At 45.5% G+C, this 13,049-nt stretch carries 8 protein-coding genes; 2 read left to right on the top strand and 6 right to left on the bottom strand.

Annotated elements, in window-relative coordinates; genetic code table 11:
- Nucleotides 1–2 precede the first annotated feature (2 nt).
- Genes P0M28_RS01580 through P0M28_RS01570 form a run of 3 tightly spaced genes read right to left on the bottom strand, consistent with a single transcriptional unit; the run spans nt 3 to nt 5,654 of the window.
- Nucleotides 3–2,660, bottom strand: a complete 2,658-nt coding sequence (locus P0M28_RS01580; RefSeq protein ID WP_302207658.1) for an ABC transporter permease — start codon at nt 2,658–2,660, stop codon at nt 3–5.
- Complete coding sequence (locus P0M28_RS01575) at nt 2,653–5,310, bottom strand: ABC transporter permease (protein ID WP_302207657.1); 2,658 nt, start codon at nt 5,308–5,310, stop codon at nt 2,653–2,655. Before P0M28_RS01575 ends, P0M28_RS01580 begins: the two co-directional genes overlap by 8 nt.
- Nucleotides 5,311–5,312: 2 nt before the next feature.
- The gene (locus P0M28_RS01570; protein WP_302207656.1) at nt 5,313–5,654 is read right to left on the bottom strand and encodes a PadR family transcriptional regulator; all 342 of its coding nucleotides are present in this window, start codon (nt 5,652–5,654) and stop codon (nt 5,313–5,315) included.
- A gap of 312 nt (nt 5,655–5,966) precedes the next feature.
- Here P0M28_RS01570 and P0M28_RS01565 point away from each other — a divergent pair, with 312 nt between their 5' ends.
- Nucleotides 5,967–8,417, top strand: a complete 2,451-nt coding sequence (locus P0M28_RS01565) for an ABC transporter permease (RefSeq protein ID WP_302207655.1) — start codon at nt 5,967–5,969, stop codon at nt 8,415–8,417.
- A gap of 59 nt (nt 8,418–8,476) precedes the next feature.
- Here the strand turns inward: P0M28_RS01565 and P0M28_RS01560 are convergent, their stop codons facing one another.
- The 3 genes from P0M28_RS01560 to P0M28_RS01550 form a co-directional block, all read right to left on the bottom strand.
- Nucleotides 8,477–10,006, bottom strand: a complete 1,530-nt coding sequence (locus tag P0M28_RS01560; protein WP_302207654.1) for a GH3 auxin-responsive promoter family protein — start codon at nt 10,004–10,006, stop codon at nt 8,477–8,479.
- Nucleotides 10,007–10,010: 4 nt separating this feature from the next.
- Nucleotides 10,011–10,745, bottom strand: coding sequence for an LPS export ABC transporter ATP-binding protein (lptB, locus tag P0M28_RS01555; RefSeq protein WP_302207653.1), 735 nt, complete (start codon nt 10,743–10,745; stop codon nt 10,011–10,013).
- An 80-nt stretch (nt 10,746–10,825) separates the two neighbouring features.
- Nucleotides 10,826–11,338 (bottom strand): hypothetical protein, encoded by a 513-nt coding sequence (locus P0M28_RS01550; RefSeq protein ID WP_302207652.1) that lies wholly within the window; start codon nt 11,336–11,338, stop codon nt 10,826–10,828.
- Between the two features lie 421 nt (nt 11,339–11,759).
- On the opposite strand from P0M28_RS01550, the gene P0M28_RS01545 reads away from it, so the two are divergent.
- Nucleotides 11,760–13,049, top strand: coding sequence for a bifunctional folylpolyglutamate synthase/dihydrofolate synthase (locus P0M28_RS01545; protein WP_302207651.1), 1,290 nt, complete (start codon nt 11,760–11,762; stop codon nt 13,047–13,049).

Here is a 13,049-nt window from a genome sequence, read left to right as displayed (position 1 = left end):
AATTAGTCGTTTCGTAAAATAGTAGCGGGATTCGTTAGGGCGGCTTTGATGGTCTGGCTGCTGATGGTGATGAGTGTGATAACCAGCGTTACTATTCCGGCGGCTAAGTAGGTGAGGAGGTTCATTTCAATGTGGTAAGCGAAACTGCTTAACCACTCCCGCATGAAGTACCAGGCAATAGGCCAAGCCACTAGGTTGGCAATGAAGACTAGCCAGAAGACCTCCTTACTCAGTAACTTCAAGATACTGCCGATGGGGGCACCTAGCACTTTTCGGATGCTTACTTCTTTGGTGCGCTGGAGCGTACTGAAGGTCGCTAAGCCAAACAGGCCCATCGCAGCAATTAAAATAGCGAGCCCGGCGAAGATGATGAATAGCTTGCTTTGTTTTTGTTCACTGTGGTAGAGTTGCTGGTAGTGTTCGTTAAGAAATAAGTAATCAAACGACTGTTGGGGTACAAATTGCTCCCATACCGCTTCCATGTGGGCTAGTGCTTCCGGCATATCATCTTTAGAAACCAACACCGAAAGCTCATTAAACATATGCTGCCCGTGAAAAACTACCGGTACAATTGGCTGGTGCAACGACTCAAAGTGAAAATCCTGCACTACTCCGACTACCGTGCCGATAGTTCTGCCGTTTTTAAGCGTTTGCCCAATGGCTTCTTCATTCGTCCAGCCCACCATGCGGGCGGCAGTTTCGTTGATGATAAAGTTGGTAGAATCATCCGAACCAATGTTTTCGGAGAAGTTTCTTCCACTGACAATCGGTATTTGGTAGGTATCAAAATAGTTGTGGTCAATCCGTACATCTTTCATTATCACATCGGTCGTTACCATACTATCGCCCTGCTGAACCGCAGTGCCCTGATAGGCGGTTAGCCGTGCGGTAGGTACTAAGCTCGAGCGAGTAGCATTGAGAATGGCCGGATGCTCAGTAAGTTCGTGGTAGAAAGTTTCAAAGCGTTCGTCGATCTCATCGGTATAGCTCAGAAAAATGACTTGATCTTTGGCGTAGCCCAGTTCCTGGTCGTTGAGAAAAGTAAGCTGCTGGTAGGTGATAAGCGTGGCAATAATCATCACAATGGAAACAGTGAACTGTACGACTACTAAAGCCTGACGCACCCGCCCACTCTGACGGGTAGTAACGCTGCGGCCTTTCAAAGCAAGAACTGGCCTGAAACCGGAAATAATGAACGCCGGATAAATCCCAGCAAGTATTCCTACCAAGACAATGATGGCTATCACGCCCAATACCGCTGTTGGAGTAGTGTACTGCGATAGCTCAATAGTTTTGTCCGCAAACTCATTGAGCCAGGGAAGGGCTAGTGAAATCAGTACTACCGATAGTAGAAAAGCGAAAAAAGCCAGTAGTACCGATTCGCTTAGGTGCTGGAGAATTAATTGCTGGCGGAAGGCACCAATGGCTTTGCGTAACCCCACTTCTTTACTTCGGGTAGTAGCCCGAGCCGTTGACAGGTTAATAAAGTTGAAACCAGCGATCAGCAGCAGAAATACCCCGATAGCCCCTATGATATAAATGTAATTGATATTACCATTCGCTTCTTCTTCTGCATCAAGCTGAGAATGCAGGTGAATAGAAGTGAGTGGTTGAAGGTAAAGGTTAGTCCAACTGCTAGGTTTCACTGGAACATCCGGGTTACTCATATGCCGATCCAAAAAATCCGGAAACTGAGCCTCCACTCGCCTCGGGTCAAATTCATCGTTAACCAGTAGGTAGGTTCCAAAGACATTATCGCCCCAGCCAGCCTCTAAACGCTCTTGCCCTAAAATAGTATTCAGCGTACTAAAGGCGACTAGAAAGTCAGGGTGCCAGTGCGATTGCGTCGGAAAAGCCTCGTACACTCCAGTAATCTCGAAGTAATTATCTTGAGATAGGAGCTGTTTGCCCACCACATCTTGCGTACCGAAGTACTTTTCCGCTGCCGCATCGGAGAGCATCATGGTGAATGGGTTTTCCAAAGCGGTTTCGAAATCACCTGCCAAAATAGGAATCGTAAACACCTCAAACACCGACGGTTCAGCGTAATAGAGATTTTCGACGTTCAAGCTCTCCTGAAAAGATCGGTTCTCATCAACTGTACCCAAGGTAATATTGGTATGCCAAATACGAGCTACCTCCAAAATATCCGGGAAGTCATTTGCCAATCGTGGGCCAAAGCCAGGAGCGGTATGACCGAGATGCAAGGCTAAACTTCCGTCGGAAGAGAGAAAGTCTCGCGTAACTCGGTAGATATGATCCGCATTTTTGTGGTAGCGATCGTAGCTTAACTCATCTTGGATGAACATGGCAATGAGTAGGCTACCGGTCAGTGCCAGGGCTAATCCCAGTACGTTGATCGCAGTGGTCAATTTATTCCGGGCGAATAATCGCAACGCGAGGGTGAAATAGTTTTTTAGCATATCGTTAGAAATAGATGTATTTGATGGTCGTCTAAAAATCGCAGGACGTAGGTAGGCAAGTACCTCTTGCCAGTAAGTTCTTCGAGCCTTGGCTTCCCCTTCTCTTTTTGCTCGCAAATAGTAGCGTTCGTGTAAGTCGCCGAGTATTTCTTCCAGTAGTTCGGGAGCACAGAGGTGTCTGAGTAGCTTATCTACCCAGCGGGGTGGTGGTTGATATGAGAATTTTCGTTTACTCATTCCGCAGAGAGCTGGTCGGGTTTACCTGGGCAGTACGGAAGGCTTGGTAGCCAATAGCTAGCATGGTAATTCCTAGGCAGAATACTCCGGCAAGCCCAAATATCCACCAGGATAAATTGATACGAAAAGCAAAGCCTTGTAACCATTCATTCATCGCCAACCAAGCAGTAGGAATAGCAATTAGCAGTGCCATACCCACTAACTGTAAGAAATCCTTGGTAAAAAGGGTGAATATCTGGCTGACACTGGCCCCCAATACCTTACGAATACTCATTTCTTTGACTCGCTGCTGGGCGGCAAACATTGCTAAGCCGAGTAGTCCTAGACATGATATAAAAATGGCCAACAGACCAAACGCATTAGACAACCGAGCAACAACTTGTTCGCTTTGGTAGAGAGTATGGTACTCATCATCTAAAAAACGATAGGTAAATGGGTAAGCAGGATTCAACCGTTGGCTGACTTCCTCTAAACTGGCGAGAGCTTCCTTCGTCATCCCTGGCTGGGTGCGAACCAGAATAGTTCCGAAATTCAATCCTTCTTTCACGTCTAGCACCACCGGGCGAAGTGACTGATGTAGTGATTGGGTATGAAAGTCACGGATCACCCCTACAATCGGCCCAGTCTTCCCGAAAATGGTAATTTCGCTGCCAATGGGGTCTTTTAGTCCCATTTGCTGCACGGCTAGTTCGCTGACTAAAAAGCTGGAAGTATCGGTAGCAAACTCCGGTGAAAAATCCCGTCCCTCAACTACTTCAATGCCCATAAGTTTTACAAAATCGTAACCCACTGAACTGGGAGTGAAACTCACGGGGTTGTCTTCATTCATGCCCGGCCAGCGAACAAACGAACCGCTGAGTCCCATCTGATGGGGAGTTTGAGCACTACGATCTACGTGCTTTATTCCGGGCATTCGTAACGCTTCTTCTTTAAAGGTTAAGTAGTTATCAACCAGATCGCCTTCCAGCCGAAGGTAGATTACATTTTCTCGGTCGTAACCTAAATGCTTGTTTTGGATGAATTCAGTTTGTCGGGTAATCACAATAGTGGCAATAATGAGTAAGGCGGAGAGAGCAAACTGAAATACCACTAGCCCTTGGCGAAAGCGGGTATTTCCAGTACTGAATTTTAGTGATCCTTTGAGTACTCGAACCGGAAGAAGAGCTGATAGAAATAATGCTGGGTAGCTTCCGGCGATTAGTCCTACTGTCAGGATAAGTCCTAAAAGACCTACCCAAAAGATGGGGTTGGCAAATGGTAGGAATAACTGCTTTTCAGTCAGTGTATTGTACCAGGGCATGAGCACTGAGGCGAGTAGAAGAGCTAGCAGTGTGGCAAGTAGCGTCAGTAACACGGCTTCGCCCATAAATTGGTAGATCAGGCTCCGGCGATCAGCTCCTGCTACCTTGCGTACCCCTACCTCTTTTGCCCGACGAAGAGAGCGAGCCGTCGTTAGATTCATGAAGTTAATACAGGCGATAAAGAGAATGAAAATCGCGACGATACTCAGTAAACGAACGTACTCGATACGCCCTCCGTTAGGCTGACCATTTTCAAAGTTATTATAAAGATAACGCTCGCTGAAGGGGTGTAGATCAAGTTCAAAGCGCAGGTTCATCCCCTCCGGCACATCCACGTAGTCAGTAAGAAAGTCGGCAACCTTCTCAGCTACCAAATCAGGATTGGTATTTGCTTGTAACTGCACGTAAGTGAGTGTGCCAAAGTGCCCCCAAAATTGTTTAAATTCATCATTTTCCACCCATGTGTCCCAGTTGGTGAGGTAGTCAAATTGATCGGAAGAAGTTGAGGGAATATCTTCAAATATGGCTGTTACCTTTACTTCCTGTTTCCCCCTTTCGGTATGAAAGATCATTGTCTCGCCAAAAGCATCTTCAGGACTACTGAAGAACAGATTAGCCATACTGCGGGAGATTGCTACGCTTTTTGGGTCACTAAGGGCTGTTTCCGGTGTGCCATGCAATAGCGGATAGCTGAACATGGTAAAGAAATCGGTACCAGCCCGACTGCCTTTCATTTTATGCTTTTCATCACCTACCTGAAAAGCTTCGTAAATATCGCCCTGCTGGCTTAATCGAAGTACTTTAGCAAATCCTGAGGCGTATTCTACCTCTGGTATCGTCTGCTTGAGTTCGGTGGGTAACGGTGCTGGAGTACGGTAGCTGGTTTCCAGTTCATCGCCATTATATGCTCGCATATACACTTGGTACAACTGATCACCGTTGGTGTGAAAATTATCTACGCTTCGTTCGCTCTGAATCCAAATGAAAATGAGTAGGCTACATCCAATACCAAGTGCTAATCCGAACAGATTGAGAAAAGAGAAAGCTTTTTGACGAGTAAGATTACGAAGAGCGATCTTAAAATAGTTAGTAAGCATAGCTGGAGAAATTGCATTGGTAGGGGTTAATTGAGATGGGTCAGTGATAAACATAGCCGGGCGTAAATAAGCGATGGCTTCACGCCAATACCGCCGCTTAGCCTCCACGGTTCCCTCTTTTTCTTCTATCAAATAGTAGCGTTCGTGCAAATCCCCCAAGATTTCTTCAACCAAGTGTGATGTGCAGAATCGGCGTAAAATGTTATCAACAATAGATGGAGGGGCACTAGACTTGTGATCTCGGCTAGCCATATCTATGTTAGGTTAATTTGCGGCAAACCCTGAGGAGCGATCCGGTTCCACAGTCGGTTGCGGACGGCCTGAACTTCGTGCAGAATTCGGCTGCCGGCAATGGTGACGGTGAATAAGCGTTTGCGTCGTCCGCCCCGCTCGGGGGTAGCTTCTCCCATTTGGGAGTTGACAAAGCCTTTCTTTTCTAGTCGTTGTAAAGCTGCGTGAACGGCACCGGTAGTAACCGTCTTGCCAGTTTCTTCTTCCAGTGCCTCGGCAATGGCTACGCTGTAGGCTTGAGGGGTGAGCACCGCTACTGACAGCAGTACTACTTCCTCGAATTCACCTAAATCGCTTCTTCTCATAGGATAGGTTTATTACTTGAGTAATTACTTCTATTTCGGTATAACAAATGATCTGCCAAAATTCAGAATGGTCTGTAGTAGCCCGTATACGCTGATTTGTGCGTGCTCATGCTATCATAAAGTGTTCATCGGCGAACACTAGCTATCCGGTTTTGGACAGTGGTTGATACGCATCTCTCGAAAAATTAGTAGAGATATAACCAGAGCACCCCATTGGTCTAGCAGCTATGCTTGGCCAATAATCTTGGTACTAAAAATTGAAAGATTTACCTTGCGTTACCTGATCTTAGTCTTATTATCTTGGTGCCAACTATGCTAAAAAATAATGTTAAGGTAGCTTATCGCAGCCTTTTAAAAAACAGTGTCTTTAGCCTCATTAATATTGTTGGCTTGGCAGTTGGAATAAGTGCCTTTGTGCTTATTCTAAAGTTTGTTAGCTATGAGTTGAGTTACGATAAGTGGCATCAACACTCCGATCGTATCTATCGGGTTGCTCTGAATAAATATCAGGGTAACCAAGAGGTTGTACCGTTTGCTACCAATTTCAACGCGCTGCCTAAAGCAATTAGGGAATATATTCCGACAGTAGAAAAGGTCACAATGCCTTTTCGTCCGGCATCGGGAATTTTTATTTTTACCTATCGGCAGGGTGATCGTATCCGCCAATTTCAAGAAGATCATTTTCTGTACGCTGACGAATATTTTACAACGATTTTCAGCTACAACTTTATTGCGGGTAATCCAGCACTAGCTTTAGAGGCGTCTTTTTCTATTGTATTAACTGAGTCTGCTGCCCGGAAGTACTTTGGCTCCGATACTAAGGTAGAAGATATAATTGGCCAGCGTATGGAAGTAAGTTCCTTCTCGCAAGATATTCAGCATACGGTGACCGGAATTGTTGCAGATGTCCCGGCTAATACCCACTTGTCGTTTGATCTGCTGCTCAGTGCTAGTAGTTTTGAAGCACTCTATCCCGAAGAGAATTTTGCGGATAGCTGGGAATGGTACGATACCTACGTATACCTTTTGGCGCAAACGGGCACTGAGGCTACGCAACTTACTACCCAACTGCAATCGCTACTGCAAACCAATAGTGAAGCAATGGGAGAAGGCAAATCAGTCAAAAGTAAAGTGGTGCTTCAGCCGCTCACCAATATCCATCTGCATTCGCATCGGCAATTAGAAGCTGAGGCAAACGGGAGCTACCAGCATATTGCATTTTTACTGATAATAGCTTCGGCACTGCTTATTGTAGCTGGGCTCAACTACGCCAATATGTCTACTGCCCTATCGCTTAAGCGGATACGCGAGGTAGGTATTCGTAAGTATTTGGGAGCTACCAAACGGCAACTTCGTAGACAAACACTCACTGAAACCGGCTTGATTTTACTGTTAGCTCTAGCCATCACTTTGGTGTGTATTTCACTCGTACTACCTCAGCTACCAACCTCACCCGTTTTTTCAGCTAATTGGTTTGATCCCTACTTCGTAGCATCCGTTGTGTTGGGTTTAACAGTTTTACTAGTGCTGATAGGCTATTATCCGGCGCGATTTGCGGCCAGGTTTGAACCGATAAATGCTATCAAGGGGAGATACAAGGGGCACGCCAAGCTACAGTATCTTCAGAATAGCCTGATTGGATTTCAATTGTTTATCGGGCTGCTTACGCTCACCTTTACCTTTATGCTCTACCAGCAGTATCAGTTTATGCATCAGCAAAATCTAGGGTTTGAAGAGCAGCTATTGGTTTTTTCGGCTCCTACGGTGCAAACCGTACGAGGTACCGAAGCCTACGCCACCCAGGTTCAGACGTTTAAAGAACGGTTAATTGCTTCGGGAGCTATTGGTAGTGTGTCGGCTTCTACCCACGTCCCCGGCCGATTGTTGGAGTACAGTACCAGTAAAATTTACGCTGAAGGCCAAGATGCTGGGCAAGGCATTGATATGAACTTTATAGGTATCGATGCTGACTATGTTAAGACACTAGGATTAAAGATTGTGGCGGGCGAAAACTTCGCTGAAAAATCTAAATCTGACGAAGTACCCTACATACTCAATGAGAAAGCGGCTCGGGCATTGGGTTTTACTGACCCCGTTACTGCCGTGGGTCAGTACGTTACGCATCACGGGAGCCAGCACCGAGTACAGGCAGTCGTTAATGATTACCACCAAAAGTCGTTGCAGGAACCCATTATTCCGCTAGCCTTTGTCTATCTTCCTACTCATCATGAATATTTTATGGTCAAGCTTGCTTCTTCTGATGTAGCTTCGACTATTGAGCGAGTGTCAGCGTTATTTGCCGAACACTTCCCTGATAACCCATTTAGCTATTACTTTTTGGATGATGCTTTTCAGCAGTTGTATCAAGCGGAGCAGCAGTATTCCCGTTTCTTTAATGCTCTTTCAGTTTTGATGATCTTGATTTCTAGCTTAGGACTGTTTAGCATGGCTACCTTTTCCGCCCAGCAGCGCACTCAAGAAATTGGGATTCGTAAAACCTTGGGAGCTTCAACGCAGGGTATTATTGCTCTACTGGCAAAAGATTACATAAAACTGCTGGTTTTAGCATCAATAGTAGCGATGCCTATTGCCTACGTTAGTATGCAGCTTTGGCTGGAAAATTATGCTTTTCGGATAGATGTTAGCTGGCAGTTGATAGTATTTCCGTTGGTGATAATACTACTGGTTACCCTATTCACCATTAGTTTCAAAACGGTTCAAGCGGCTTTAGCTAATCCGGTAGACTCGCTAAAGCAGGAGTGAATGTAGTGATTGGTATCAGCTTTCACGGTGTTGCTTCTGGTTATCCGCCGCAATATTTACTAAGTAACACCATTCATGTGGTTGGAAAGAATGTCTTCCAAGTACTCCCGGTTATTAGCCAGGCGAGGTACTTTGTTTTGTCCGCCCAGTTTCCCCCGGCTTTTCATCCAGCGGTAAAACGTACCCGCAGGAGCGGCGTGAATTAGGGGAACATCTACTGCTAATGAGTTCTCTCGCTTAGCGCGATAATCGGAGTTTAGTTTTTGGAGCGTTTCGTCCAGAATTTGCGTGAACCGATCAATAGACTCTGGAGGTTGGGAGAATTCAATAATCCACTCGTGCCGACCTTTGTTGCTTTCGCCCATATACTGCGGAGCTGCGGTGAAGTTTTCAATAAGGGCACCGCTTTGTCGGCAGGCTTCAGCCAGTGCTTGTTCCGCATTTTCTATCACCAGCTCTTCTCCAAAAGCATTGATAAAGTGCTTAGTACGACCAGAAATACGGAAGCGGTAGGGGCGGGTAGAGGTGAACCGAATGGTATCCCCAATTTTATAACGCCATAGTCCGGCATTGGTGCTAATAACTAAGGCGTAGTTTTTTCCAACCTCCACTTGGTCAATGGTTAGAGTCTGGGGGTGTTCTTGCTCAATTTCGTCCATCGGAATAAACTCGTAAAATATTCCGTAGTCCAGCATCAGTAGCATCTCGGTGGAGTCGCGCTGATCCTGAATGCCAAAAAAGCCCTCGGTAGCGTTGTAGGTCTCGGTATAGTGCATCTTATCCGAAGGAATTAGCTTCCGAAACAGGTCGCGGTAGGGCGTAAAAGAAACTGCCCCGTGAAAGAAAACCTCCAGGTTGGGCCATACTTCGTGAACGTGCTTGGCGTTTTTTAACTCCAAAATTCGTTGCAAGATCACGATAGTCCAGGTAGGTACTCCGGCCATGGCGGTTACGTTCTCGTGTACGGTAGACTGGGCGATCTTCTCTACTTTTTCTTCCCAATTATCCATCAGGGCAATGTCCATGCTCGGAGTGCGAGTGAACTGAGCCCAGAGCGGTAAGTTCTTCATAAGTACCGCGGAAACATCACCAGTGTACGACTCTGCGTTTTGATCGAGCTGATTAATCTGCTGGCTGCCACCAATGGTCAGGGTTTTTCCGACAAACATCTTGGTAGCCGGATAATTGTTGACGTAGATAGAAACCAGGTCTTTACCGCCTTTAAAGTGGCAATCGTCTAGTGCCTCTTGAGAAACGGGAATAAATTTACTAGTAGCATTCGTAGTGCCAGATGATTTAGCAAACCACTTCACTCGTCCGGGCCACAGCACATTTTCCTCGCCGTGCATCAGCCGGTCAATGTAGGGAAAGAAATCTTCGTAGCTGACAATTGGCACCCGTTCTTGAAACTGCTGTACCTGGGAAACCTCCCGAAAGCCATACTGTTTACCAAACTTAGTATCCTTAGCTGTTTTAATAAGGTATTGAAAAACGTCGTGCTGAACGTCGTGCGGATATTTGAGAAAGAGTTCAATCTGATGAATCCGTTTTTTCATCAGCCAGGTGAGCACTGAGTTAACGATTTCCATACACTCAGATTTTTCGCTTTAGCTCAAAGTGTTTTCCTAGGTAAACCCTTCGTACCTGCTCATCGTTAGCCAAGTCTTCGGCACTGCCCGCCTTGAGTAACCGCCCTTCAAACATCAGATATGCCCGGTCGGTAATAGAAAGTGTTTCGTTTACGTTGTGGTCAGTAATCAGAATACCAATATTCTTGTTTTTCAGCTGGGCAACAATGCTCTGAATCTCTTCTACTGCAATAGGATCAACCCCGGCGAAAGGTTCATCCAGCAGTACAAATTTGGGGTCTACTGCCAGGGCGCGGGCAATTTCGGTGCGACGACGCTCGCCACCCGATAGCACCATTCCGAGGTTTTTCCGCACGTGGGTAAGGCTAAACTCCTCAAGCAAAGCATCAACTTTATCCTGACGCTCAGCCTTAGATAGGCCGGATGTCATCTCCAACACCGCCATAATATTATCTTCTACGCTCAGCTTTCGGAATACCGAAGCTTCTTGGGCAAGGTAGCCAATGCCTCGTTTGGCCCGCTTGTACATGGGCAGATCAGTAATCTCCTGCTTATCCAGAAAAATGCGCCCTTCGTTCGGCTTAATTAAGCCAACAATCATGTAGAAAGAAGTTGTTTTACCGGCACCGTTGGGACCCAGCAGACCAACAATTTCTCCTTGCTGCACATCAACCGAGATGCCGTCTACTACCGTGCGCCGTTTGTATTTTTTTACTAAGTTTTCTCCTCGTAATAGCATGAACCTTAATCAGTATGAGATGTAAAGGTAATGCTAACTAACGAATTTTTTGGGGAATAGATATAGAAAGAATGAGAAGGTTACAGGTATTCGGCTAAGGCGGTATCTAGGTTAATCTCAAAAGATGCTTTGCTTTTCTCCTTTCTTTGTACCGCATTATGAAGTGTTCTACGGAATGCCATCTCGCCTGCTACGTACTTGAGCGATAAGTAGTGGTTATGCTCCAGCAGCATGGTATTACCTAAGTCGTCAATTACCCCATTGAACAGATCGCTTTCATTATCGTTCAGATACTTGCTTTTTAAGGTATCGAGAATACGGTTAGTATTATCGTTAGAAAGTTTCTTAAAGTTAGTATCAACCGCAAACAAGCGACTGTTGATAAAATGCAGCGTGGCGTAGCAGTAGATATGATGAATATTCATCCGATACACTTTTACCTGATGCGGACGGAAGAGCGGGTTTTTCCAACTGAATTTAGGGCGACCCAACTGGCGGACAATCTCCCGATGAGTGGCTCCAAGCTCTAATCCGTTAAACTGAAGGTATGCGTCAGTTTCACTTAGGTGAGCCTGGTTGCGGCATAACTTCAAGAGCTGACTCGGTGTTTTCTCAGTAATTAGGTTGGTATAATACTCCTCTCGAGATGTATAGTATCGGTACCGAGAGTGATAAAATGACCAATATTTGGAATATTTTTCAAGATTTAGCACAATACGAGATTTAAGGGCGATATTGACGGATGCAATGTAATTGACGATTGACAAAAAAAAAGGACAGTGTTACGTAAAAAAGCATCTTCTATTCCAAGAAAATAGAGTAATTAGCTAGTAATATTATGTTTTAATTTGGCAGTAATTTATTGTATCATTCTATTTTCTGCTTTATTCAGATTATATTTTCCCAGAATTAGTTGTACAAAATTTTTATTAAAAAGAAGGAAGCACCGGTTAGGCCGGTAAATTTTGTGAGTTAATTTTGCAAACCTGAAAATATAGTACATCCAACAGCAGTGTGACTTATCAAGATACTTTAACTTTTTTACTGGAACAGCTACCGATCTACCAGCGAGTAGGAAGATCGGCTATGAAGAAAGATCTCACGAATATTCGGGCACTTAGTGAACATCTTGAAAACCCTCATCATAAATTTACTGCCCTGCATATTGCTGGTACCAACGGAAAAGGCAGTAGCGCCCATATGTTGGCGGCTATACTACAAAGTGCGGGCTACAAAACTGGTTTATACACGTCGCCTCACTTAAAGGACTTTACCGAAAGAATTCGGATTGATGGCAAACCGATACCGCGTTCGGCAGTAGTACAGTTCGTAGAGTACAACCAAGCGTATCTCGCATCTCTTCAGCCTTCTTTTTTTGAAATGACAGTAGCCATGGCGTTTGATTATTTTGCGAGGGAGCAAGTAGATATTGCCGTGGTGGAGGTAGGACTGGGCGGTAGGCTCGATTCTACCAATATTCTAACTCCGCTGCTAAGCCTAATTACGAACATTGGCCTGGATCATACGGATATGCTAGGCGATACGCTGGCCAAGATTGCTTACGAGAAAGCCGGCATTATAAAACCGGGTATTCCGGTAGTGGTGGGCAGCTACCATCCGGAAACGCTACCAGTTTTCAAGAGCAAGGCGCAGCAAGAAGATAGTCCGCTACTACTGGCGTTTGAGGAGTACCGAGTAGTGAGGCAAAAGGTAGATGCCAACTATCAGTACTTCTCAGTTTATCATCAAGAAAAACTCATCTACCCTGAAATGAAGCTAGCTTTGTTGGGTAGTTATCAGCAGTATAATTTGGTGGGAGTGCTTGCGAGTGTGAACCAACTACTGACCCACGGATTTACTATCTCTGAGCAGCATCTTCGGGCGGGGTTACAAGCAGTGTCCAACCTCACCGGACTAAAAGGAAGGTGGCAGGTGCTGGGTAGCAATCCAACAGTAGTAGCTGATACCGGACACAATCGAGAAGCCCTGGAAGAAATTGTTCGTCAGATTAGTCAGCATTTATATCGAAATCTAAGAATGGTGCTAGGCTTTGTGCAGGAAAAAGATTTGAATATTATATTCAGGCTTTTGCCAACATCTGCTAAATATTATTTTTGCCAGCCAGATATTCCTCGGGCAATGCCACTCAGCCAAGTGGTAGAGGCTGCTCAACAGTATCAGCTCGATTTTGAAGTGGTTAGCGATGTGAACCAAGCGTTGCGGGCCGCCCAAACTCAGTCGGCTTCTGACGATTTTATTTTTGTGGGGGGCAGTACTTTTGTGGTGGCTGAACTGGAAATATGA

The organism is Tunicatimonas pelagia, from assembly GCF_030506325.1.
GTDB classification, from domain to species: domain Bacteria; phylum Bacteroidota; class Bacteroidia; order Cytophagales; family Cyclobacteriaceae; genus Tunicatimonas; species Tunicatimonas pelagia.
Note: the sequence above shows the minus strand (reverse complement) of the source record. Positions and strands in the feature narration are given on the sequence as shown.